This is a genomic window from Streptomyces sp. NPDC102462, from assembly GCF_044765425.1.
Classification (GTDB): domain Bacteria; phylum Actinomycetota; class Actinomycetes; order Streptomycetales; family Streptomycetaceae; genus Streptomyces.
On record NZ_JBIWKB010000022.1, the window covers coordinates 89,810 to 110,995 of the forward strand.

Annotated in this window: 22 protein-coding genes and 3 pseudogenes; 13 read left to right on the top strand and 12 right to left on the bottom strand. The window is 70.0% G+C overall.

Going from position 1 to position 21,186, the window contains the following annotated elements; all coding sequences use genetic code 11:
* Nucleotides 1-65: 65 nt before the first annotated feature.
* The 5 genes from ACIRFL_RS20585 to ACIRFL_RS20605 form a co-directional block, all read right to left on the bottom strand.
* Nucleotides 66-740 carry a response regulator gene (locus ACIRFL_RS20585; protein ID WP_404030234.1) on the bottom strand — a complete coding sequence of 225 codons (675 nt, stop codon included), beginning with the start codon at nucleotides 738-740 and terminating at the stop codon, nucleotides 66-68.
* Complete coding sequence (locus ACIRFL_RS20590) at nucleotides 737-1,966, bottom strand: sensor histidine kinase (protein WP_404030236.1); 1,230 nt, start codon at nucleotides 1,964-1,966, stop codon at nucleotides 737-739. Before ACIRFL_RS20590 ends, ACIRFL_RS20585 begins: the two co-directional genes overlap by 4 nt.
* 161 nt (nucleotides 1,967-2,127) lie before the next feature.
* Complete coding sequence (locus ACIRFL_RS20595; RefSeq protein WP_404030237.1) at nucleotides 2,128-3,195, bottom strand: fatty acid desaturase family protein; 1,068 nt, start codon at nucleotides 3,193-3,195, stop codon at nucleotides 2,128-2,130.
* A gap of 165 nt (nucleotides 3,196-3,360) precedes the next feature.
* Nucleotides 3,361-4,572 carry an acyltransferase gene (locus tag ACIRFL_RS20600; protein ID WP_404030239.1) on the bottom strand — a complete coding sequence of 404 codons (1,212 nt, stop codon included), beginning with the start codon at nucleotides 4,570-4,572 and terminating at the stop codon, nucleotides 3,361-3,363.
* Nucleotides 4,569-4,883: a hypothetical protein gene (locus ACIRFL_RS20605; RefSeq protein ID WP_404030241.1), complete on the bottom strand. Its 315-nt coding sequence runs from the start codon at nucleotides 4,881-4,883 to the stop codon at nucleotides 4,569-4,571. The genes ACIRFL_RS20600 and ACIRFL_RS20605 overlap by 4 nt, the downstream gene beginning before the upstream one ends.
* A gap of 284 nt (nucleotides 4,884-5,167) precedes the next feature.
* On the opposite strand from ACIRFL_RS20605, the gene ACIRFL_RS20610 reads away from it, so the two are divergent.
* From ACIRFL_RS20610 to ACIRFL_RS20620, 3 genes are all read left to right on the top strand, one after another.
* Nucleotides 5,168-6,112 carry an alpha/beta fold hydrolase gene (locus ACIRFL_RS20610; RefSeq protein WP_404030243.1) on the top strand — a complete coding sequence of 315 codons (945 nt, stop codon included), beginning with the start codon at nucleotides 5,168-5,170 and terminating at the stop codon, nucleotides 6,110-6,112.
* Between the two features lie 319 nt (nucleotides 6,113-6,431).
* Nucleotides 6,432-7,376 (top strand): 4-hydroxybenzoate octaprenyltransferase, encoded by a 945-nt coding sequence (locus tag ACIRFL_RS20615; protein WP_404030244.1) that lies wholly within the window; start codon nucleotides 6,432-6,434, stop codon nucleotides 7,374-7,376.
* Nucleotides 7,377-7,400: 24 nt separating this feature from the next.
* Nucleotides 7,401-8,291: an oxygenase MpaB family protein gene (locus ACIRFL_RS20620; protein WP_404030246.1), complete on the top strand. Its 891-nt coding sequence runs from the start codon at nucleotides 7,401-7,403 to the stop codon at nucleotides 8,289-8,291.
* 23 nt (nucleotides 8,292-8,314) lie between these two features.
* On the opposite strand, the gene ACIRFL_RS20625 is transcribed toward ACIRFL_RS20620, so the two are convergent.
* A complete protein-coding gene (locus ACIRFL_RS20625) occupies nucleotides 8,315-8,500 on the bottom strand; it encodes a hypothetical protein (RefSeq protein WP_404030248.1) in 186 nt (61 codons plus the stop codon).
* On the opposite strand from ACIRFL_RS20625, the gene ACIRFL_RS20630 reads away from it, so the two are divergent.
* The 5 genes and pseudogenes from ACIRFL_RS20630 to ACIRFL_RS20650 form a co-directional block, all read left to right on the top strand.
* A complete protein-coding gene (locus ACIRFL_RS20630) occupies nucleotides 8,499-8,753 on the top strand; it encodes a hypothetical protein (protein WP_404030250.1) in 255 nt (84 codons plus the stop codon). The two genes, ACIRFL_RS20625 and ACIRFL_RS20630, sit on opposite strands and share 2 nt — an antisense overlap.
* A 46-nt stretch (nucleotides 8,754-8,799) precedes the next feature.
* Entirely contained in the window at nucleotides 8,800-9,744 is a 945-nt protein-coding gene (locus tag ACIRFL_RS20635) for a C45 family autoproteolytic acyltransferase/hydolase (protein WP_404030251.1), read from the top strand.
* A gap of 87 nt (nucleotides 9,745-9,831) precedes the next feature.
* Nucleotides 9,832-10,140 (top strand): annotated as a pseudogene (locus ACIRFL_RS20640) (Tn3 family transposase); the annotation flags it as partial.
* A gap of 158 nt (nucleotides 10,141-10,298) precedes the next feature.
* Nucleotides 10,299-10,493: a hypothetical protein gene (locus ACIRFL_RS20645; RefSeq protein ID WP_404030253.1), complete on the top strand. Its 195-nt coding sequence runs from the start codon at nucleotides 10,299-10,301 to the stop codon at nucleotides 10,491-10,493.
* A 43-nt stretch (nucleotides 10,494-10,536) separates the two neighbouring features.
* Nucleotides 10,537-10,937 (top strand): annotated as a pseudogene (locus ACIRFL_RS20650) (transposase); the annotation flags it as partial.
* A 42-nt stretch (nucleotides 10,938-10,979) separates the two neighbouring features.
* Here the strand turns inward: ACIRFL_RS20650 and ACIRFL_RS20655 are convergent.
* On the bottom strand, nucleotides 10,980-11,768 hold the full coding sequence (locus tag ACIRFL_RS20655) for an ABC transporter permease (protein ID WP_404030255.1): 789 nt from the start codon (nucleotides 11,766-11,768) through the stop codon (nucleotides 10,980-10,982).
* Nucleotides 11,768-12,502 (bottom strand): ABC transporter ATP-binding protein, encoded by a 735-nt coding sequence (locus ACIRFL_RS20660; RefSeq protein WP_404030257.1) that lies wholly within the window; start codon nucleotides 12,500-12,502, stop codon nucleotides 11,768-11,770. The genes ACIRFL_RS20655 and ACIRFL_RS20660 overlap by 1 nt, the downstream gene beginning before the upstream one ends.
* Nucleotides 12,503-12,628: 126 nt before the next feature.
* On the opposite strand from ACIRFL_RS20660, the gene ACIRFL_RS20665 reads away from it, so the two are divergent.
* From ACIRFL_RS20665 to ACIRFL_RS20675, 3 genes are read left to right on the top strand one after another with little or no spacing between them, the layout of a single operon-like run.
* Nucleotides 12,629-13,402 carry a sensor histidine kinase gene (locus ACIRFL_RS20665; protein ID WP_404030259.1) on the top strand — a complete coding sequence of 258 codons (774 nt, stop codon included), beginning with the start codon at nucleotides 12,629-12,631 and terminating at the stop codon, nucleotides 13,400-13,402.
* Nucleotides 13,403-13,407: 5 nt separating this feature from the next.
* Entirely contained in the window at nucleotides 13,408-13,671 is a 264-nt protein-coding gene (locus ACIRFL_RS20670) for a sensor histidine kinase (protein ID WP_404030260.1), read from the top strand.
* On the top strand, nucleotides 13,668-14,324 hold the full coding sequence (locus ACIRFL_RS20675) for a response regulator (protein WP_404030262.1): 657 nt from the start codon (nucleotides 13,668-13,670) through the stop codon (nucleotides 14,322-14,324). The genes ACIRFL_RS20670 and ACIRFL_RS20675 overlap by 4 nt, the downstream gene beginning before the upstream one ends.
* A 204-nt stretch (nucleotides 14,325-14,528) precedes the next feature.
* Here ACIRFL_RS20675 and ACIRFL_RS20680 read toward each other — a convergent pair whose 3' ends face one another.
* Nucleotides 14,529-15,494 carry an AraC family transcriptional regulator N-terminal domain-containing protein gene (locus ACIRFL_RS20680; RefSeq protein WP_404030263.1) on the bottom strand — a complete coding sequence of 322 codons (966 nt, stop codon included), beginning with the start codon at nucleotides 15,492-15,494 and terminating at the stop codon, nucleotides 14,529-14,531.
* An 87-nt stretch (nucleotides 15,495-15,581) separates the two neighbouring features.
* Between ACIRFL_RS20680 and ACIRFL_RS20685 the strand changes: the two genes are divergently transcribed.
* Complete coding sequence (locus ACIRFL_RS20685; RefSeq protein ID WP_404030265.1) at nucleotides 15,582-16,388, top strand: SDR family NAD(P)-dependent oxidoreductase; 807 nt, start codon at nucleotides 15,582-15,584, stop codon at nucleotides 16,386-16,388.
* Nucleotides 16,389-16,513: 125 nt separating this feature from the next.
* Nucleotides 16,514-16,612 (top strand): annotated as a pseudogene (locus ACIRFL_RS20690) (IS982 family transposase); the annotation flags it as partial.
* Between the two features lie 156 nt (nucleotides 16,613-16,768).
* Here the strand turns inward: ACIRFL_RS20690 and ACIRFL_RS20695 are convergent.
* The 3 genes from ACIRFL_RS20695 to ACIRFL_RS20705 form a co-directional block, all read right to left on the bottom strand.
* Nucleotides 16,769-18,070, bottom strand: a complete 1,302-nt coding sequence (locus tag ACIRFL_RS20695) for a cytochrome P450 (RefSeq protein ID WP_404030266.1) — start codon at nucleotides 18,068-18,070, stop codon at nucleotides 16,769-16,771.
* 360 nt (nucleotides 18,071-18,430) lie between these two features.
* Nucleotides 18,431-18,583 (bottom strand): hypothetical protein, encoded by a 153-nt coding sequence (locus ACIRFL_RS20700; protein ID WP_404030307.1) that lies wholly within the window; start codon nucleotides 18,581-18,583, stop codon nucleotides 18,431-18,433.
* Nucleotides 18,584-19,164: 581 nt separating this feature from the next.
* Entirely contained in the window at nucleotides 19,165-21,117 is a 1,953-nt protein-coding gene (locus ACIRFL_RS20705; RefSeq protein ID WP_404030268.1) for a LamG-like jellyroll fold domain-containing protein, read from the bottom strand.
* Nucleotides 21,118-21,186 lie beyond the last annotated feature (69 nt).

A 21,186-nucleotide genomic window follows, 5' to 3' on the forward strand; every position in this document is an offset into this window, starting at 1 on the left:
GCCGTCGTGGCTGGTCGCGCCCACGCGGCGGAGCCGCATATTGATACAGCCCCGCCGTCGGGTTTCTACTCGCCCGGGATGACCAGGCCCGATTCGTAGGCGAAGATCACCGCCTGGGCGCGGTCGCGTAGGTCGAGTTTGGTGAAGATGCGGCTCACATGTGTCTTCACCGTCTGTTCGGCCAGCACCAGCGTCTGCGCGATCTCCGCGTTGGACTGGCCGCGGGCCACCAGGGTGAGGACTTCGGTTTCGCGTTCGGTCAGGGCCTTGAGCCGGACCGCTGGCTTGCCTCGGGCGGCGGGGCGTTGTTGGGCGAAGTCCGCGATGAGGCGGCGCGTCACGGAGGGGGCGAGCAGCGCGTCGCCCGAGGCCACGACGCGTACCGCCGCGATGAGGTCGGCCGGTGGCGCGTCCTTCAGCAGGAAGCCGCTCGCGCCCGCGCGCAGCGCCTCGTAGACGTAGTCGTCGACGTCGAACGTGGTGAGCATCAGGACGCGCGGCCGGTGTGTCACGCCCGGCGGGGGCGCGAGGAGGTGGCGTGCGGCCGTGAGGCCGTCCATCTCGGGCATGCGGACGTCCATCAGCACGACGTCGGGATGGGTGCGCCGGCTCAGCTCGACACCCTGCGCTCCGTCGGGGGCCTCGCCCACCACGTCGATGTCGCTCTGGGCGGCCAGCAGCGCGGCGAAGCCGGCCCGCACCATGGCCTGGTCGTCGACGATGATGACGCGCGTCGTCACATGAAGTCCTTTCGGGCCAGGGGGAGTTGGGCGGCCACCCGGAAGCCGCCGTCCGGCAGCGGCCCCACGTCGAGGGTGCCGCCGACGAGCCGCACCCGTTCGCGCATGCCGACGAGGCCGTGCCCGGTGCCGCCCTCCTCAAGGGGCGCGGCGGGCGGCTGGGGCGGCGGCCCGTTGACGACGAGGACGGTGAGCCGCGCGCCGCCCTCCGCCTCGGACTCCGACACCGACACCCGCGTCGGAGCACCCGGCGCATGCCGTACGACGTTCGCCAGGGCCTCCTGGACGATGCGGTACGCGGACAGGCCCACCGCCTCGGGCACGTCGGCGTCGTAGGGGGTGAACTCCACCGGCACACCGGCCCGTACCGTCGCCTCCACCAGCTGTCCGATCCGTGCCAGGCCCGGCTGGGGCGCCAGTTCGCCGTGCGTGTCCTCGTTGCGCAGCACGCCGAGGAGCCGTCGCATCTCGCCCAGCGACTCGCGCGCGGTCGCCGCGATGGACGTGAACTCCTCCCGCACGTCGGGCGGCAGCCCGTCGAGGCGGTATGCCGCGGTGTCCGCCTGCACCGTGATGACGGACATGTGGTGTGCCACCACGTCGTGCAACTCGCGTGCGATGCGGGCGCGTTCCTCCAGCAGCGTCCGCCGGCCGCGCTCGGCCTCGCTGATCGTCTCCTGTTCGGCCAGCCTGCGCTGCGCCTCGTACCGCTCGCGGAGCGCACCGCCGAGCAGGAGTGCGACGCCGCTGAGGATGGTGAGCAGTGCGTTCTGGGCGCTCGTGCCGTTGGGCGCGACGAACCCCAGGCCGACGTTGGCGCCCGCCGTCGCCAGCCATACCAGGAGCAGCGTCCGGCGTGGCTCGCGCAGGCCGAGGGCGAGGCAGAGGCCGACGTAGCCGACGATCTCCATGGGCGGGAACGGCCACACGTGCTGCCCGATGTCGACGGCGAGCAGGGCGAGCGCCCCGGCCACGTCGGCCGCGAAGATCACGTACCAGGCCTGCAGCGGGCGGACGACGGCGAGCAGCAGAGGTGCCGTCTGCGCAATGGCCAGCGCGCTCGCGATGCCGCCGTTCAGGCCGTAGTCGACGCTGAGCACATGGATGGTGGTGGGCAGCAGGGAGACGCACAGCACGAACGCCACGCCCCACGGCAGCAGCCGTACCCACCGACGCGACGCCCCTGCGAGCAGCGCGCGCGGGGGTTCCTCCTTCACTGCCGTCATGGGCGCCAGCTTATGTGCGCCGGGGACGGCGTCAGGAGTCGCGCGCCTGTCAGGCGGACTCCCTCGGCGCACCCTGGTGTCCTGTGTTCTTGAGGCGCGGTCATGATCAGCCTCTGTTCTTGTGTACGTCTGCTGGAAGAATCCGGGGCGGCGCCGGCTCGTCAGATGTCGGCGCGCAGGGGTTCTCCGACGTCGTGCAGGTGCCGCAGGGCCTGGCGGTAGGAGTCGATGAGGCCGGTCTCCGTGTAGGGGATGCCGAGGTCGCGGCAGTGGGCCTGCACCATGGGCTGGGCGAGCCTCAGGTGGGGGCGGGGCATGCTGGGGAACAGGTGGTGCTCGATCTGGTAGTTGAGGCCGCCGAGGAACCAGTCGGTGAGGACGCCGCCCCTGATGTTGCGGGACGTGAGGACCTGGCGTCGCAGGTGTCCCCACTTTTCGCCGTCGGGGTCGGGCATGTCCATCCCCTTGTGGTTGGGTGCGAAGGCCATGCCCAGGTGCAGCCCGAACAGGGCTTGGTGGAGCGCTGCGAAGACGAGTGCGTGCGCAAGCGGCATGGTCGTCAGGAGCAGGGTGACGTACCCGGCGATGTGGGCGATGAGGAGCGCGCCCTCCACCAGGCGTTCGCGGCCCCTCTGGCGGCGCAGGTCCTTGAAGCCGTACAGCTTCAGGGCGAGTCCTTCGAGGAGCGTGAGGGGGAAGAAGAGCCATGCCTGGTGGCGGGTGAGCCAGCCGCGGAAGCCCGTGCGGGTGGCGGCCTGCTCGCCGGTGAAGACGAGGACGTCGGCGCGGACGTCGGGGTCCTTGTCGATGTGGTTGGGGTTGGCGTGGTGGCGGTTGTGTTTGTCGTTCCACCAGGCGTAGCTCATGCCGAGCAGCAGGTTGCCGTGGATGAGCCCGATGCGGCGGTTCGTGGCCCGGTTGCCGCTGATCTGGGCGTGGCCCGCGTCGTGGCCGATGAACGCGGTACGGGCACACAGGACGGCGAGGACGGGGGCGAGGGCGAGCACCCACCATGAACCGCCGACGAGTGCCATGCCGGTGACGACGGCGGCCAGACCGAGGGCGTTGGTCACTATGGTGCGTGCGTACCAGCCGGTGCGCCGATCGAGCAGTTCCTGTCCCTTGGCGTCGCGCAGCAGGGGTGTGAACTCGCTGCCGGTGTCCGGTGGGGTATGCCGCGCGGTGGCCTTCTCGGGGCGGGGCAGAGCGGTGTCGCCGGCCAAGGACATGATGGTGCTCCAGTGTTCGGTGGATGGTGTTGATGCGGCGCGCGGCCGGTCAGCCCGGCCGGGAAGAACGGACGGTCCGGGGAGGGGCCGTCGTGCGCAGGCGAGCGTGCGTGCGCAGGCGAGTGGGCGTGCGGAGGCCCCGGTCTGCGGTGATACGTACGTCACTCACACCGCCAGCGCGAAGTAGGCGAAGCCCGCCGCGAGCACGCCGGCCGCCGCGCGGCGGGTCGTGCCGGTGCGGTCCCACGGGGTCTCAAGAGGCCGGGCGACCTTCGCGAGCGCCACGAACAGTGCCGCGAAGAGCGGCATCCAGGCCAGCCGCGCCAGGATCCAGCCGGCCGTGTCCGGCGCGGTGGTCAGACCGGGGATCTCGCCGAAGTACGAGGCGGGGACCGCGGCGGCGAGCAGTGCCGTCTGGTGCCAGCACAGGATCGTCATCGCCGACAGGTTGATGATCACCACCGGGGCCCACAGGGCGGGACGCCGGAGCAGCCGGGCCAGCCGGTCGCGCAGCAGGATCGCCGCACCGCACTGGGCCGCCGCGAGCGCCAGGACCAGCAGGGACGGCGGGTGGGAGTTGGTACGGGAGGCGCCGGGCACGCCCACCATGGACGCCGGGTAGTGGAAGGCGAGCAGCAGGGTGGCGAACAGGGCCGCGCCGCCCGCGAACAGCAGCCACGCCTCGCGGCGGCCCAGTCGCTTGTCCGCCCAGGTCACGCCCAGTTGGTAGGCGAACATCCAGCCCGGAAGCAGATTGAGCAGACTCACCCAGGACGGCATCGCGTCCGCGTACGGCCCGTACCGCAGGAAGTCGACCACCGCGACCGAGCCGAGCAGCGGGGCGGCGGACCGGAGACCGAGGCGCCGCGAGGCGCGCACGCAGTACGGCGTGAGGGCCGTGATCACGGCGTAGACGCCGACGAACCACAGGGGCTGGACGACCAGTGTCGACGCGGTGTGCAGGGTGGCGGTCGGGACGCCCAGGCCGTAGTGGAGGGTGGGGAGCAGCAGCGCCCATACGGCGGTGACGCCGAGGACCGGGCGGCCCAGGCGGGTGAGCCGGCCGGTGATCCACGCGCGGGCCGGGCCCTTGCGGCGGTGGTAGGAGAGGTACGAGGAGTAGCCGCCGACCAGGAAGAAGATGCCCAGCATCTGGAGGATCCAGCTGGCCGGGGCCAGCGCGCCGAAGGTGACCAGGGGGCTGGCGTTGTGCAGGCCGCCGCCGCTGTCGAGGGTGAAGCCGCCGAGCAGCCAGTGGCCGGTCGGGACGGCCAGCAGCGCCAGCGCGCGCAGGCCGTCGATGGCGCGGTCGCGGTGGGCGGGGGTCCGCTCGTCGATCTCGGCGGTGAGCCTCGCGAGCTTCGTGGGGGTCTTCATCCCAGGTCTCCGACGGCGATCAGGGTGGAGGCGGTGAAGTACGCGTCGCGGGCGATGACGTCGCCGGCGGGCAGGAGGGGACGTTGCCGAGTGCCCGTCATCTCGCCGGAAAGGGGCGCTACTTCGGGCGGGGTGGCCGTGGTGGGGTCCGGTAGCGCCTTGCCCAGGGAGTCATCGGTCAGCCGGGCGGCGGTGCCGCGGAGCGGACCGCTCGGCGCGCTCCGGCTGCTCGCCGAGGCCCAGCCCGCCGTGCTGCCGACCAGCGGTGTGGTCGGTACGGCGGTGGCCGGGGTCTTCCTGAAGCGGCGCATCCGTCCGTCTCCCTCTGTCGCGTCCGTGATGACGGGGAGGAAGGTAGGAAGACGGTGAGATGCGCGGCGTCACACTGGGGAGCCAAGTCGAAAGTGCTACCCCGGTAGGGGGTGGAGCAGGGCCTGTCCGGCGGACCATGGGCCGGGGGGTAACCCCACCATGCTCATGGGTACCAGTGACACGGTCGACAGACGTGCCAGCCGGATTCCATGATCGGCCGCGTGACCGAATGATGGCACTTCAAGAGGGCACCACAGCGCGCTCAGTCACCGAAGGACCAGTCATGTCCCGCGCTCCCCTCAAGCGGCCCCGACCCGCGTACCGCGTTCTGTCGGCTCTCGCCCTGCTGACCCTGACCGCCGGTACCGTCACGGCCTGCGGCAGCGACGACTCAAGCTCGCCGCAGGCCGCGGCCTCGCCCTCGGCCACGTCATCCGCCTCACCGGGAGGCGGACGATCCGCCGGTCCGAAGCCGCACATGATCAGCCATGACGGGCACCGGCTCGCCTTCTACGTCACCCGGGGAAGCGGCCGCACGATCGTCCTGGACTCGGGCGGCGGTGAGGACGCCTCCTACTGGAAGGACCTCGTCCCCAAGCTTCACGCGGCCACCGGCGCCACCGTCATCACCTACGACCGGGCCGGTATGGGGAAGAGCGACGTGGTGCCCGGCGCGTGGCAGGCCGAGAGCGCCGCCGACGACCTCAAGTCGGGGCTTGAACAGCTGGGCGTCACCGGAAACGTGATCCTGGTGTCCCACTCGGAGGCCGGCGAGGTCGCGAACCACTTCGCCGAGGAGAACCCGAAGATGCTCTCCGGTGCGGTCCTGGTCGATGCCAACCTCCCCCAGTTCTTCACGGACGAGGAGACCGCCCGTGTGGTGGCCGCGAGCCGGTCGCAGGTCGAGGCGGCGAAGAAGGACCCCGGCAAGCCGGCGAACCGGCAGCTCATCTCCACCGCGGAGGACTACCTCCCGGCACACCGGGCATTCCACAAGGTCAGCCGGCCGGACTCGGTACCGGCGACGGTCATCGTCTCGGAGAAGACCCCGTTCGACGGGTCCCCCGTGGACGCCCGGCGCTGGCGCGACGCCGCCGCTTCGTTCGTCAAGGCCGGCCCCGACCGGACGCTCGTCACCGCCAAGGGGAGTTCCCACGACGTGCCGAAGGACCGCCCCGCCCTTGTGCTCAAGGAGATCGAAGACATGGCCGCCGCCGCACCGAGCTGACCCCGCCCCCGGCGAAATGCGGCACACCCGGCCCCTCGGGCTCCGACAGCAGTCCCCGGGTCACCCCGTTCGCCGGCACGGTATTCCACGGCGGGCCCCGCCCCGCTTCCCCACCCGGAGAGACACCACGGTGCCCACGGCGGGCGCCGCGCTGACGATCGAGGCATGGAGATCACGGAGAACGCGGCGCTGGCCGTCGTGGACGTACAACAGGGCTTCGCGACCAAGGGATCTCCCTGGAAGGACGGGTAACTCGCCCCAGCCGGGGCTAGGTTGGTCCGATCGGCGTGCGATACCCCTGGAAGGGACACGAATCGGTATGACCGTCGCCTCACAGGCCCCGGCCCAGGTTCCGACTCACCTCCCGGGCCGAGGCCGTGCCGCCCGGTTGGTGGGGCGGGCCCCCGCCGGGGTGCGGCCGTATCTGGAGTTGCTGCGGCTGGACCGGCCGGTGGGGGCCTGGCTGCTGGTGGTGCCCGGATGGATCGCCCTGGGAGCGATCGCCGGGCCTCGGGACGGGGGCCTGCTCGGGCTGCTGCTCCTGGTGTACGGGGTGCTGTCGAGAGGGGCCGCCTGCGGGCTCAACGATGTGCTGGACGCGCGGTTCGACGCACAGGTGCCGCGTACGGCGGGGCGGCCCGTGGCCTCCGGGCGGCTGGCCGCCGGGCGGGCCCTGGTGCTGTGTGTCGTGGTGGGGGCCGTCGCTCCGCTGGTGATGGGGGTCTGGAGCGTGGCGGCCGTGGTGTGGGCGGCGGCCGGTGCGCCCCTCGCGGCGGTGTATCCGTATATGAAGCGGGTCACCCACTGGCCGCATGTGTGGCTGGGGATCACCATCAACTGGACGGTGCCGCTGGTGTACGGCCTGCTCACCGGGGGGCTCGGGCTCGGGGGCGTGGTGCTGTACGGGGCGCTGATCTGCTGGGCCGTGGGGACGGACGTGATCTACGCCTGCCAGGACCGGGAGGCCGATGTGCGAGCCGGGGTGCGGTCGGCCGCCGTACTGCTGGGGCGACGTAGCCGGGTGCTGGTGGGCGGCGTGTACGCGGGGTGTGTGGTGCTGCTCGCGTGGTTCGGGGTCGTGGCCGGGCTCGGGCCGCTGTACTGGCCCGGACTGTGCGTGGTCGCGGGGCAGTTGGGGTGGCAGGTGTGGCGGGCCGACCCTACGGATGTCGGAGCCTGCGGGCGGGCGTTCGGCACCAATCCTCTGTGCGGACTGCTCATCCTCGTGGCCGTGCTCGCCGGGCGGGTCGGTACCCTCGGCTGAGGGACACGGACCCTGGAGGTGCTGGTGGGACTGCGGGAACGGATCGCCGCGGAACTCACGGCGACCATGCACGGCGGGGATCTCAAGCTGGAGCGGTACGCGGGGCCGCCCGGTGATCCCGGGCTGTTCGGGATCGCGCCGGGGGATCCGGTGTGGCGGGTGCACGGGCAGGCCACCGGGATGCTCACCGGCGGGTTCGCCGCGCTCATGCTCCAGTCGCTGCACCCGCTGGCCATGGCAGGTGTCGACCAGCACTCCGACTTCCGCGCCGATCCGGTCGGGCGGCTGAACGGAATCGTACGGTTCATCACCACGACCACGTTCGGCTCCTCGGCCGCCGCCCGCGAGGTGATCGACGTCGTCCGGCGGATCCACACCCGGGTGCACGGCACCGCCCCCGACGGCCGGCCCTACCGCGCGGACGACCCGGACCTGCTCACCTGGGTGCACACCGCCGAGGTACGCAGCTTCCTCGCCGGCCACCAGACCTACGCGCCCCGGGCGCTCCGGCTGACCCCCGCCGCGTGCGATGCCTACTACCGCCAGGTCGCCCCCGTGGCCGAGGCGTTGGGCGCACGGAACGTACCGCGCACGTGTCTCGAAGTCGAGCGTTATCTGGCCCGCATCCGCCCTCAACTCCACGCCACTCCAGCGGCGTTGGACTCGGTCCTGTTCCTGCGCCGCTTCGGACGCACACGACGGGAGCGGCTGGTCGTAGGTCTGCTCATGAACGCCTCGGTCGGGCTGCTCCCCGACTGGGCCCGCGCCGAACTCGGCATCCACCGCCCGGCCCCGGTCCGCACCGGCTGGGACCGGCCTTTGGCGACGGCCGTCGGACACATCCTCCAGTGGGGGCTCGGGCCCTCCCCGATCCAGGCCGCCGCACGGGGGCGGCTGGCGGCGCCGCAGGGGTGACCAGCGCGCGCCGCCGCGGGCAGTCAGCCTCCGAGGTGGGTGAGCTGGGGTGCGCCCTGTTCCCAGTCCGCCTTGATGACGGCGAGGGCCTTGCGCATCAGCGAGCGGGAGACGGCGACGGCCAACTCCCGGTCGCCGTACGCCTCGCGCAGCCGTGCGGCCGGGCACGACCTCGTGTACGCGCCGGGCCGCTTCGACGTGCTGGTCATGGAGAACTTCCTCGGAGACGTCCTCAGCAAGGTGGGCGCGGCGACCGTGGGCGGACTGGGCATGGCTCGACGACCGCGGCTCGCCAACGGTCGGCACGAAGGCCGTCGCCGGGATCGTCCGCGCCCACCTGTGACCGTCCGGCCCGCTTCGACGGCGACGAGATGGCGCGGGTCATCTGGCGGATCGTCAAGGACAAGTCGGCCGTTCGAGAACCCGACCATGCCTGATCTGGTGAACTACCTGCGAAATTAGCTAGGTTGCCACTACCTCACCGGACATCCGCAAGGGAGAGGCAGCCATGAGCCAACAGCAGAAGACCTTCCGCGCCATCGAGATCGGCGACGGAAGCGACGGGCGGTGGGCCACCCATACACAGGCTCTGTGGCCGCTCGCGGAGGGGTGGATGACCGAGGAGAGCCGGACTTCAGAAGGCGCGGATCGTGCTCAGAGGCTGTTCGAGGCGCACATGCCTGAACTGGTCCCCGTGCTCGACCGCCTCGCCGGTCAGCTCGACCGGCCCGAAGCGAAGACCTTCCTCACCCTCGCGACCTTGCGACCGTTCTTCTCGGGCTGCACTCAGATCGGCGGCGGTGGCACCCTGCTGCGCAACTACGACTTCAGCCCTGACGAGTGTGAGGGCACCATTGTCCTCTCCCACTTCCTGCGACCGGTGATCGGAATGCAGGATGCCGCCTGGGGCTTGTTGGACGGGATGAACGATGCCGGGCTCGCGGTCTCACTCACCTTCGGCGGGCGATTCGTCCACGGACCGGGCTTCGCCATCCTCATCGTCCTGCGCTACTTGTTGGAGACGTGTAACACCGTGGACGAGGCAGTCAGCAAGCTGAAGCCCATACCGGTCGCAATCCCGCAGAACGTCACCCTTGTCGACCCCGAGCAGGCACTGACGGTGTTCGTGGGGCCGGACATCTCGCTGACTGAGGCCCCGGAGGCCTGCGCTGCCAACCATCAGCACATGCCGGTGCCCGACGAGCAGGAGCGGTTCTCCCGGACCCAAGAGCGGCTGAGCGCCATTCGCGCGGCCGGTACGGACGTGGCGGCGATGCTGAAGCCGCCGCTGTATCAATCCGCGTACGACGAGGGGCTGGGAACCGTCTACACCGCCCATTACCGGCCCTCTGAGGGCCGTGTGACCTACTACTGGCCTGGCGAGTCCTGGGAACAGTCCTTCGGTGACTTCACCCCGGGATCCCGCACCGTGACCATCGGCCAAGCCGGCTGAGAACGCACGACGTGCAGGACGACGCTTCCTCTTAGAAGCGAAGCAAGCCATCGTCGAAGGTGCCGGTGGTCGTAGCCCTGGGAGTGGCTGCTGGCCGACCAGGCGTGGCAGCAGACAAGGCCGACCGTGCTTGCGTCGCTGAACCTGCCCATGGGGGCCGGCGGGCATCCGGCCGCGCTGCTGGAGGGCACCTACCGGGAGGTCGTCGCCCGGGTCCCGGACAACGCGCAGATCGCCTTCGACGACGGCCGCCTGCACTTCGCGGTCCCGGACCCGGAACCCGAACCGGCCTCCCCGCTGGAGTCGCGGGCCGCAGTGAACGCGATGCTGCCGTGGGTGGACCTGCCCGAGGAACTGCTGGAGGTGTTCTCCTGGACCGGCACCGAACAGGCGTTCCTTCCAGCTCCCCGACCTGCCTGGCGGCCTACGGCCCCTCCGGGACGAGCACGCGGCCGACGACCAGTGAGGCCCTTGGCTCAGAGGGCGGTATGCGGGGCTAGGCCGGTTCGTTTGGATCACTTCCGCTGGCCGAGGTTATTGTTGATGATGTCCATGTGACTCACCGCATCAGTGCTCTGATCTCAGCCTTCGGCGTCCTCGCCAGCGTGATGCTGCTCCTTCTCGCCGTTCGTGAGTACCGTTCTGGGGCGTCGGTCCTCTGGCTCGTAGGTGGAGTCGTGATCTTCCTCGGTGCTTCGTACGCGCTCGTGCGGGACGTGCGGCAGCTCCGCACTGGGCCGACCACCTGACAGCTGCACCGTTCCAACCGGCCCCGCCGGTCGTTGTTCGTGCGTGCCGTTGACCGACGCGCAGTGGGCGCGAATCGAGCCGCTACTCCCAGATCGGACGCCGCGGCGGGATGGCCGGTGGCGGGACCACCGAAAGGTGATCGACGCGATCGCCTGGAAGTTCCAGACGAGATCGCAGTGGATCCACCTCCCCGAGAAGTACGGCAACTGGCCAGGCGTCTACAACCGGCTACGGATGTGGGCCATCGACGGCACCTGGGAGCGGGTGTTCACCAACTGGGTCGTGGCGGTCGACTCGACCGTCGTTCGCACACCTCAGCACGCGGCCGGAGCCCGCAGCCTGGCGAGGCCTACTCCTCCCGCGCGATCCGCGAGCACCTGCGCAGGCGCGGGATACGGGCGGTCATCCCCGTCCCGGCCGATCAGCGCGGCCATCGGCTGCGGTGGGAGCTGTCATCAACGTCTGCCGCGGATCGGATGGAGCGTCTATGAGGCGTCGCGAGTGAAGCGCCAGGCTCCGCAGATGAGGGCGAGTGCGAGGTAGAGGGCGAGGTCGAAGAGGGCGAAGGAGAGGGAGGGGGTGCGTTCTGGGTGGAGGGGGTGTGGGTGGAGTTGACCGAGGGCGTCCGCGGCGTTGCTCAGCATGAGTTTGCTGGGCAGATAGGACCGGCCTTCGACGGCTTTGGCTGCGCCGTAGCCGAGATAGACCAGGGCGAAGAGTGCGGCGATGGCTCCGGCGGTGTGCCGGATGACGGCCCCGAGGCCGTAGCCCACGACGGTGACGACGAACAGGTAGAGCCCGGCACAGGACACGGCACGCAGCACGCCCGGCGTGCCCAGCCCGACGTCGAGGTGCTGCTTGGCCAGGACGGCCTGTCCGATGAAGAAGCTGGTGAACGCGGTCAGTTCGCCCAGCAGCAGGGCGAATCCGCCGATGACGAGGGTCTTGGCGGTGTAGGCGAGCGCGCGCCGGGGTGTCGCAGTCAGCGTCGTGCGGATCAGCCCGGTGGTGTACTCGCTGCTGACGCCCAGCACGCCGAGGACGCCGAAGGCGAGGACGGCGAAGGCGAAGCCGGAGAGCGAGTCGCCCACCGGGTCGAACTGGGCCCGGTCGGCCGTCGCCATGTGCGGCCACGCGCTGGCGGTGTGCGCCACGTCCGTGAGGCTCAGCGCCAGGCCGAATGCCACGGCGATGAGGGTGGTGATCCAGGTCGAGCGGAGGGAACGCAGCTTGATGACCTCGGCGGTCATGGCGCCTGTCAGTGCGGTGGGCATCAGTGGCCCGTCCCTTCGGTGCGGTATTCCACGGCGGATTCGGTGAGGTTGAGGTAGGCGTCCTCCAGTGAGGCGCCGGCGGGAACGAAGTCGGTGATCGGGACGTCGGCGAGCAGACGTCCTCGTCCGATGACGAGAAGGTGGTCGACGGTGAGGGCCATCTCGCTCATCAGGTGGCTGGAGACCAGGACGGTGCGTCCTTCGGCGGCCAGCGACCGCATGAGGGCCCGGATCCACCTGATGCCTTCCGGGTCAAGGCCGTTGGTGGGCTCGTCGAAGATGAGCACCGGCGGGTCGCCGAGCAGGGCGGCGGCGATGCCCAGGCGCTGCTTCATGCCGAGCGAGTAGGTGCCGATCCTGCGGCGGGCGACGTCGGTGAGGCCGGTGAGGGCGAGTACCTCCTCGATCCGGCCGCGCCGGATGTGGTTGGTGGCGGCGAGCGCGGCCAGATGCGCGTGCGCCGTACGGCCCCGGTGGACGGCCCCGGCGTCCAGGAGGGCACCTACCCGGCGCAGCGGCAGTTCGGCCTGGCGGTAGGGCACGCCGTCGACCAGGGCGCGGCCGGCGTCGGGGGTGTCCAGGCCGAGGACGGCCCGGATGGTGGTCGACTTCCCCGCTCCGTTGGGGCCGAGGAAGCCGGTCACTCGGGCGGGCAGGACCTCGAAGCTGAGGTCGTCGACGGCGGCCTTGCGGCCGAAGCGTTTGGTGAGGTGTTCGCATCGAATCACGTGCATGACGGTGCCGGGGCGGGGGAGGCGATTCGTCTGCCTGCGGGCAGGTCTTTTCGGGGCCGGGTCTGCCGTACGGCATAGGGCTCGCGGACGATGTGGGCGGGGCCGGGAGGCGCATAGGCTCCGGTCGTGGAACGGAAGTCGTGTGCGGCCCCGCAGTTGCTGCGGCCCTACTGGCCGGAGGGTCTTGCAGTCCTGTCGTTGGCGGTGTGCGGACTGGCGCCGTGGCATCCGCAGGCGATCTTCTGGGGCGGGTTGCCGCTGGCCTTCGCGCTCTTCTGCGTCACCTCCCTGCGCCCGGCCCGCACTGCCGGAGTCGCCCTGGCCGCCGCCTTGGTGATGGCGGTCTCCACCGGCCTGCCCAGGTTCGAACACACCGGGGCCGTGGTGCCCTTCGCGCTGCTCTTCGGCGTCGCCTGGGCGGTGGGCTTCGCGGTCGGCCAACGGCGCCGGTATCTGCACACGCTGCTGCGCCAGGAACAGGACCGCGCCGATCGCGAGGCAGCGGCGGAACGGCTGCGCATCGCCCGCGAACTGCACGACGGCATCGCCCACGCGATGAGCGTGATCTCCGTCCAGGCGGGCTACGGCCGCCTAGTGCTCGACGACCGTCCCCAGGACGCGCGCAACGCGCTGGAGGCGATCGAGACCACCGGCCGGGAGACCCTCGTCGAACTGCGGCGCATGCTCGGTGTGCTGCATGATGACGGGGATGCCGGGGATGACGGGGACGGCACCGACAACCCGGCCCTGGCCCCCGCCCCCGACTCGCCGACCTGGACCGTCTCGCCGAACGGACCCGGCGCCCCGGCCTGCGGATCGACCTCGCCGTCACGGGGCGCGCCAGACCGCTGCCCCCGGGGCTTGAGACAACCGCGTACCGGATCGTCCAGGAGGCGCTGACCAACGTGGTCAAGCACGCCGACGCGAGCACCGCGCAGGTCACCGTCGGCTACGGTCCCGGCGAGCTCACCCTCACGGTGACCGACGACGGCAGCATCCGGCCTGCCCCGAGTCGCACCGGGCGCGGGCTGACCGGGATGCAGGGGCGCCTCGCCCTCTACGGCGGCACCCTGCTGGCAGGACCGGCCGCGACCGGCGGCTTCCGGGTACGGGCCAGCATCCCCCTGGACGGGCCACAGCCCACCACCGCGGCGCGGGAGCGGCCGTGACCATCCGGGTCCTGGTCGCCGACGACCAGCAGCTGATCCGCATCGGCCTGGCCGGAATCGTGGACACCGCCCCGGACCTCAAGTCGATCGGCAGCGTCGCAACGGGCCGGGACGCCGTCGCAGCAGCCGCCGAACACCGGCCCGACGTCGTCCTGATGGACATTCGGATGCCCGAGATGGACGGCATCGAAGCCACCCGCCGTATCACCACCGCCGGCCACGCCCGTGTCCTGATGCTCACCACCTTCGACTTGGACGAGTACGTCTTCGGCGCACTGCGCGCCGGGGCCAGCGGCTTCCTCCTGAAGGACGCGCCGCCCCTCGACCTGCTGTCCGCCGTCCGCACCGTTGCCCAGGGCGAGGCGCTGCTCGCGCCACGTGTCACCAAACGGCTCATCGCGGCATACGTCAACAGGCCGACACAACCACCGTCCGGTCGGGAACCGCCGCAGCTGCCCGAGGCCGTCACCACCCGTGAACGCGAAGTGCTGCTGCTTGTCGCCGAAGGACTCACCAACGCCGAGATCGCCGAACGGCTGTACATCGGCGCGGGCACGGTGAAGACCCACGTCGCCCGGCTGCTGACCAAGCTCGATGCCCGCGACCGCGTCCAACTCGTCATCCACGCCTACCGCAGCGGCCTCACCGGCTAGACGAGAAGTTCCCAATGGTCGTAGGCGGTCAGTGATCTGCAGACTGCTTCGTTGACCGACTCGACCCGACGAACCGCAGCCGGCGCGGCTCGTTGTGGGCCTGCAACAGCACTTGGTCCACGGCCAGGCAGACCGGCTGGGAGTCCGACGGCAGCGGCGGACGTGTGCACCGGCGGAACCCCGGCCACGGCTACGACGTCTGCGTCAGGGACTTGTCGGCTGGTCGCCGCCGCTGTCCGTAAGCGCCGGGGCCATCTGTCGGAGGTGGGTACGAGAGCGGGTGGCATCGGTGGCGGGCGGCGCGCCGTACACGGCGCGGTAGTCGCGTGAGAAGTGCGACGCGCTGCGATAGCCGACGGTACGGGCGGCCTGAGCTGCTGACTCCCCGAGAATCACCATGCGGTGCCGGGCCTCGCCAAGCCGCAGCCGCTTGAGGTACTGCATCGGAGTCATCGAGGTTGCCTGCTTGAATCGTCCGAAGAGCGTCGATTCGCTGGTGTGGAGGGCTGCCGCGAGCATGGGCATTGTCCATGGTTCGCTCATCTTGTCGGTCAGGTACGCAACTGCTTGGACAACCACTGATCGCTCCTCCCCATTCGTCGCGGCGAGAATGCGGGGCGCCTGTTCCGTCTGCAGGAGTCGAAGAATGACTTCACGCGCGATGGCTGGACCCAGAATCGGGATCGTCTCGGGCTCATCGAGCAGCCCGACGAGCCTGGCGAACGCGTCTGCGAGGCCCGGGGTCCACGTGCCGAGTCGTTCCAGCGATCCGGTGGACGGGTGGGAGCGGTGAGGAAGGGCAACGGCGACCTCCCGCACGAGCACAGGATCGAACTCCCAGGTCGCCGACAGGAAACTGCCGGCCGCGTCGGTCTCGACCACACCCGCGACGACCGGAAGATCGACGGGAGTCACCAGGAAGCGGTCACTGCCCCAGACCTCGTCGTCCGCGCCGACGATGGAGCGTTTCCTTCCGGCGAGAACCACGGCAAGCGAGGGCGCATAGCGTTGGAAGAAGAGGGGCGTGGCGCCACGAACATGCGACAGTCGCAGGCCGAGCCTCGCTGCGCGCGCCTTGTCATCGGCATGCCGGGCGACGATGCCGGCCGAACGCCCAAGGCTCGCGGTGACTGCAGGCGCCGTGCTCGCACTCCCATCCACCGAACTCATGTTACGCGATCAAGCCTTACGGGATCAGGCAATAATGCCGTGGATTTCGGCAAGCCCGTGGCCGGCTCGAACGCCCAGCATTAATGCATGCAACAGAATCAGGCACTCCAAAAGCTCCTTGAAGCCCTTCCCGCCGATGAGCGGCTGCGCGGCAGGACGGCTCTGATCACCGGATCGTCCAGCGGCATCGGGGAGGCGATCGCGAAAGTCCTCGCCGCTTCCGGCGCCGAGGTCGTCGTGTCCGGCCGGAACTCCGACCGCGCCGGAGCAGTCGCGGACGCGATTCGCGCGAAGGGCGGTACGGCGCACGTCGTGACCGCGACTCTCGACGCGGAGCCTTCGGAGATTCGCGAGTTCGCCGCGCGAGCCGAGGCCGCCCTCGGGGGGAGCATCGACATCCTCGTGAACAACGCCGGCGTCTACCCCGGCGGCAGCACGGCGGACGTCACGGACGAGGAGATGCAGGCCCTGTGGGCGACGAACATCCGCGCACCGCATGTGCTCGTCGCCACCCTCGCTCCTCGTATGGCCGAGCGCGGCCATGGATCCATCGTCAACATCGGCTCCTGGATGGCACGAGTGGGTGTGCCGTACAAGGCGCTGTATCCAGCCACGAAGGCAGCAATCGAGCAGCTCACGCGCGCCTGGGCAGCGGAGTACGGACCGAGCGGCGTGCACGTCAACACAGTCGCGCCGGGAGCGACGGCTACGCCCGGCAACGGAGCCTTCGTCGATGTTCTCGCAGCGATGACGAAGGACACCCCCGCCGGGTCGCCCGTGCGCCCGATCGACATCGCCTACGCGGTTCGCTGGCTGGTCAGCGACGAAGCGGCGTTCGTCCACGGCGCAACCTTCGACATCGACGGCGGAATCGACGCCACCCGCATGAGGTAGGACACGCCCAACCGCACTGTACGTGGAAATCGACGACGAGTTGGTCACTGACCGCTGGTGCGGGCGGCCACCGTCGCTGTCCGACTCGGAACTGGTGTGCCTGGCCGTCGCCCAGGACGGCGTGGATCACCGACTCCACCCCGGTGCCGTGCGGGATGTCCCGGCCCACGGTTAAGCGCTCCGACCTGGCCGGATGGGCTGGGTATGGCTACTGCGCCAGCCACATCGCCATCACTTACTCGCCGGCTCGGCTTCACCGAGGAGGGGCGCTTGCGGGAACACGTGTTCTTCGCGAACCGGCACCACGACCTCGTCATGATGGGCATGCTCGCCCACGAGTTCGACCAGCGACACATGATGTGCAAACCGTAAGTTATGCATCAGCTGCGCAAGGTGGCACGCAGGCGCAAACCGACAGTGGTGAGACCTCCGAAGGTGGCGAGCTGGTAGCTGGGTCCCGGTCCGGGCGGCTCGCTCAAGTGGTGGCAGCGGGCGGTCTGTGCAGTCAGGAGCGTCAGCATCGCCATGGCCAGAGCGGCTCCCTCGCAACCATGCGGCCCGGTACCGAAGGAGAGGAAGACCCCGGGTTTCACCGGCGAGCCCGAATCATCGAGCCAGCGCTCGGGCTGGAACTGGTCCGGCTCAAAGTGTTCCCGTGCGTCGCGATGGGCGGTGTAGGGGCAGACGAGAACGGTGGACCCGGCGTCGATGGTGTAGTCGGTGAGCTGAGTCTGTCTCGTGGTGCGCCGGGTCAGTAGCCAGCTCGGGGGGTGCAGCCGGAGCACCTCGTGTACCAGTGCCTGGGTGTAGTGCAGTCTGTCGAGGTGGGCGCTGGTCGTCGCGGCCGGGTCCGCGGGCAGCAAGGCGGCTTCGGCCGCGACGCGGCCCGCTGCCTGGGGGTGCCGGGCCAGGTGGAGCAGGATCCATCCGGCTGCCCGGGAAGGTGTCTCGAAGGTGGCGACGGTGATTCCGGGGAGAGTGTCGAGGATGGCCTCTTCCGGCAGTAGGCCGTAGCGGGAGGAGGGCCGGAGCATCTGTCCCAGCACGTCGTCACCGAGTTGGCCCGATGAACGGCGCCGGCGCACGATGGGCCGCAGAGCGTTGGTGAAGGCGACTTGCTGCCGTGTGCGAAACCGCCGTGCCGGTGTCGGGATCCAGCGCGGCCATACCCAGCGCGAGGGGCGTTCGATCACCTCCCGGGCCAAGAAGAGCTGTGCGGCAAAGGGCAGCAGGGTGGGAGCGTCTTCGGAGAAGAGGTAGCGCAGGCCGATCTCTGCCAGGGCGTCCCGGACCGCGGGCAGGACCTCGACGTCCTGCCCCGTGGGCCACTGGTCGGCAAATCGAGCAGCCGCGGGCGCAATCTCACCGATCCGGGCTGCAACCGCCTGTGGGCGTAGTCCGCGCATGCGGGCGGCGTGCGCGTGGGCACGCGCCTCGGGCGTCGGTGCTCCGCTCGACCGTTTCAACGGCGGGAAGAGAGGCGAGGACGCCTTGGGGAAGTCCTGCGCGCGGTGCAGGACTTCTTCACACGGCCCGGCAGTAGCGGCTACGTAGACACCCGGCTCCAGTTGCCAGACGTCCCCGCACTCGTCAGCGCCACGGCGCGCCAGTGTCAGCCGGTCGCGGCTCCAGGCCGCGAAGCTGCCTCCGGGCACCCGCGGCGGCTCATTCGTTCGGCCCATGGGATCGTCCCTGACTCTTGTACCCGTCCAGGTCGATATCGTCGGCAGCGTGGCCGGGAGCCGGCGGGTACCCGGGGGCGCCCGCCGGCAGTGCGGTCAGATCGAGTCGTCGCCGGCGTACGCATGCCAGTCGTGTTCCCCGTAGGCACCGTAGTGACGGGTGAAGGACAGCTTGCCGAGCAGCTTGGCGATCATGATGCACTCCTCTCGCCGGTCTGAGCACTCGCAGCCGGGGCTTGACGAAGAGTCTCCCCCGGCGACAAATCCCACACTCTCCACCCTGCCACACATGCCACACATGTCGAACTGGGGGCATCCGTCGCACACATGGATCCAGGGCGTGCCCGGCGACGTGACGAACTATCGCAGCTTGTACCCGCTGGACGAGCGGGTCGCGCACTGGGCGAGGAGCGGTCCGCGGCACTCGTCCACCACGTCCAGCGAGATCTCCTCGCCCACACCCACGGGGCGCTCGGCGACGACGCGGCCGCCGTCGCCGTACAGTGCGTGCACGCCCCGTCACTCACCGGGCCCCACCTCGGCGATCTCCTGCACGGCGCCGACCGTAACGGCCGGGTCCACGAACGACATGAAACAGGTCGTCCGACTCCTCCGCCCCTCGGCGGTGCAGCCCCGGTCCGCGAGCATGGCGCTTGCGGCGCGGGAGACCGGACGGCACGCAGCCGGTTGACGTCGACGCCCAGCGCGGTGGCGGACTCGTCGCCGGCCACCAGGACGTTGAGGCGGCGGCCTCGTATGCCTGGCCCCGCTCTGGAGGCAGGCGTCCCCATCGCACTCGACCAAGGCAGGAGCGCAGAGCCGTCGAGGTCGCCGCTGCTGATCCATCAGGTCAACTCGAGTCTCCCAGAAGCAGGTTGCAGAGGCACTGCCTCTGACTGCCTCCGATCGCCTCTGCAACCCGTCCTTGCAGCTCACAGCCGCTTCGACCCCCATAAGCCCAGGTCGGAAAGGGTGCGGCAGGTTTACCCGACCGTACTCGCCAAAGCAGGTTGTCCTCGTCCTCCCGGCCCCGGGCTGTGGGTGTCCGGGGGCGGGAGGGTTGGGAGGAACAGCGGGAGACGGGGGGAGCCGGTTTATTCGGCGGTCAGGAACTCGTTCACTCGCAGGGGACGGTTCACGATGCGGGTGTCACCGACGTTGCCGTGGAAGACGATGTCGATGGCGCCCGCGCTCTCGTGGCCGCCCAGCAGCCAGGGCAGCCCGAGGGAGGTGAGGCCGACCGACACCCGCTTCGGGTTGTCGACGACCGGCGCGCCCTCGACGTACAGCCTGGTGTAACGGCCGTCGTTGACCACCGCAAGGTGCCACCACTTGAGCTCCACCAGGCCGTGACCCCAGTTGGTGGTCGGGTAGGTGGTGTTCAGCGGGTAGTGGTTGAACTGCGGCTCGCGGCCGTTGTTCGTGATGGCGAGCTGGACCAGGGGCTCGTCCGGGCTGGTGTTCTTGCCGTGCTTGCCGGCGGCCCCGGCGGAACCCCGACGGGTGAGTATCGCGGCCCAGCCGTTCTTGCCGGCGTCCCAGTCCAGCGGCATCATCACGAAGGTCTCGATGGTGTACCCGGACCTGAACGTCTCGGTGTTCAGCGGAGCCTTCGGCCCCGTCGTCAGATACGTGCCGTGCAGCGGGTTCCTGCCACCGGCGAACTTCAGGCTGGCGTGCCCGGGCTGGTCGGGGTGGTGGTCGGCGGACCAGGTCAGCGCGTCGGCGGCCGTGCCCGGCACGGTCACCGCCGTCAGATCGTTGCCCTTGCCTGACAGGTCGCGGATGGTGTGGCCCGCGCCGAGCGGGGTGCCGGGCGCGCCCTGCCCGTCGAAGCGCCAGTAGGCCAGCGTGCCCTTCACCAGTTCCTTGGCGGCCGGCCGGGCGGGGCGGACCGGGACCGGGACGAAGCCGGAGAACCGCTTCTCGAAGTCGATCGCGATGGAGAAGTCGTCGACCGGGCCGGTGATCCGGGCGTGCTCGGCGGCCAGTTCGTTGCGGGACTTGGGGTCCTGGGCCAGGATCCACGGGTTGATCGTCTCGACGTCGATCGTGTTGCGGGCCAGGTCGAAGTGGTACAGCCGGATCATGCCGCCACCGCCGAAGTAGCGGTTCTGGTAGTTCGTGATGTGCATGTGCACGTCGTTGCCGGCGGCGTTCTTCTTGGTGGTGCGTCCGGACGGCCAGTAGTGGCCGTTGATGGTCAGGAAGATCTGGTCGTTGTCCTTGATCAGCTTGTCCCAGATCGTCTCGCCGTACCCGGAGAGCGCGGCGTTGTTCTCCGGGTCGCCGGACTCGTACGGGAAAACGTTGTCATCGTAGTCCGAGTAGACGATGTCGTGCGCCGTGAGGATCACCGGCATCTTGGGGTGGGCCTTGATGACGTCGTTGGCCCACGCGAAGCCCTGCTCGGTGGTCCGCCAGTCCAGGGCCAGCACCAGCCACGAGCGGCCGGCGGCCTGGAAGATGTGCGCGGTGTTGTAGCCCGTCGCGTCCGCCCCGGCGAACGTCTTCGAGCGCTTGAACCGCTTCGGGCCCAGGGTCCGCAGGTACGACGAGTCGCCGCGGCTGTCGTCGCCGGACACGTCGTGGTTGCCGGCCACCACGCTGTACGCGGCGCCGTGCGCGTCAAGCAGCGCGAACGCCTTGTCGACCTGCTGGAACGACGACGGGTCGGCGTCCTGCGTGAGGTCACCGAGGTGCGCCATGAACACGATGTTCTGGTCGTCGTTCCCGCTGTTGTCGATGATGTAGCGGAACGATTCCTCCTGCGGCGTCCGGTTGACGCTGTCCTGGCTGCCCCAGTACAGGAACTGGGTGTCCGGCATGACAGCGAGGGTGAACCGGGGGGAGGTCGAATCCGGTCTCCAAGTGCCGGTCCTGCCGGTCCTGGCGGTGTCCGCGGCGAATGCGGGCGCCGCGCCGAGGGGGGACGCGCCGGCTCCTACGACTGCCGCTCCCGCACCGGCCAGCGCAGCGTTGCGCAGGAAACCACGCCGATTCTGCCCGGCCGTGTCGGATGACGGCAGGTCGTTATGGGTGCACATAAGGGCCCTTCCGGGGTGGATGATCCAAACGAAATGAGGCTATTCGGAAGCAGCCGAAGCCAGGCAGAC

Coding starts and splice junctions, on each gene's coding strand:
- ACIRFL_RS20590 (WP_404030236.1), bottom strand. CDS start 1,966: ATGACGGCAGTGAAGGAGGAACCCCCGCGCGCGCTGCTCGCAGGGGCG.
- ACIRFL_RS20595 (WP_404030237.1), bottom strand. CDS start 3,195: ATGTCCTTGGCCGGCGACACCGCTCTGCCCCGCCCCGAGAAGGCCACC.
- ACIRFL_RS20600 (WP_404030239.1), bottom strand. CDS start 4,572: ATGAAGACCCCCACGAAGCTCGCGAGGCTCACCGCCGAGATCGACGAG.
- ACIRFL_RS20605 (WP_404030241.1), bottom strand. CDS start 4,883: ATGCGCCGCTTCAGGAAGACCCCGGCCACCGCCGTACCGACCACACCG.
- ACIRFL_RS20610 (WP_404030243.1), top strand. CDS start 5,168: ATGTCCCGCGCTCCCCTCAAGCGGCCCCGACCCGCGTACCGCGTTCTG.
- ACIRFL_RS20615 (WP_404030244.1), top strand. CDS start 6,432: ATGACCGTCGCCTCACAGGCCCCGGCCCAGGTTCCGACTCACCTCCCG.
- ACIRFL_RS20630 (WP_404030250.1), top strand. CDS start 8,499: ATGGAGAACTTCCTCGGAGACGTCCTCAGCAAGGTGGGCGCGGCGACC.
- ACIRFL_RS20625 (WP_404030248.1), bottom strand. CDS start 8,500: ATGACCAGCACGTCGAAGCGGCCCGGCGCGTACACGAGGTCGTGCCCG.
- ACIRFL_RS20635 (WP_404030251.1), top strand. CDS start 8,800: ATGAGCCAACAGCAGAAGACCTTCCGCGCCATCGAGATCGGCGACGGA.
- ACIRFL_RS20655 (WP_404030255.1), bottom strand. CDS start 11,768: ATGCCCACCGCACTGACAGGCGCCATGACCGCCGAGGTCATCAAGCTG.
- ACIRFL_RS20660 (WP_404030257.1), bottom strand. CDS start 12,502: ATGCACGTGATTCGATGCGAACACCTCACCAAACGCTTCGGCCGCAAG.
- ACIRFL_RS20680 (WP_404030263.1), bottom strand. CDS start 15,494: ATGAGTTCGGTGGATGGGAGTGCGAGCACGGCGCCTGCAGTCACCGCG.
- ACIRFL_RS20685 (WP_404030265.1), top strand. CDS start 15,582: ATGCAACAGAATCAGGCACTCCAAAAGCTCCTTGAAGCCCTTCCCGCC.
- ACIRFL_RS20695 (WP_404030266.1), bottom strand. CDS start 18,070: ATGGGCCGAACGAATGAGCCGCCGCGGGTGCCCGGAGGCAGCTTCGCG.
- ACIRFL_RS20705 (WP_404030268.1), bottom strand. CDS start 21,117: ATGTGCACCCATAACGACCTGCCGTCATCCGACACGGCCGGGCAGAAT.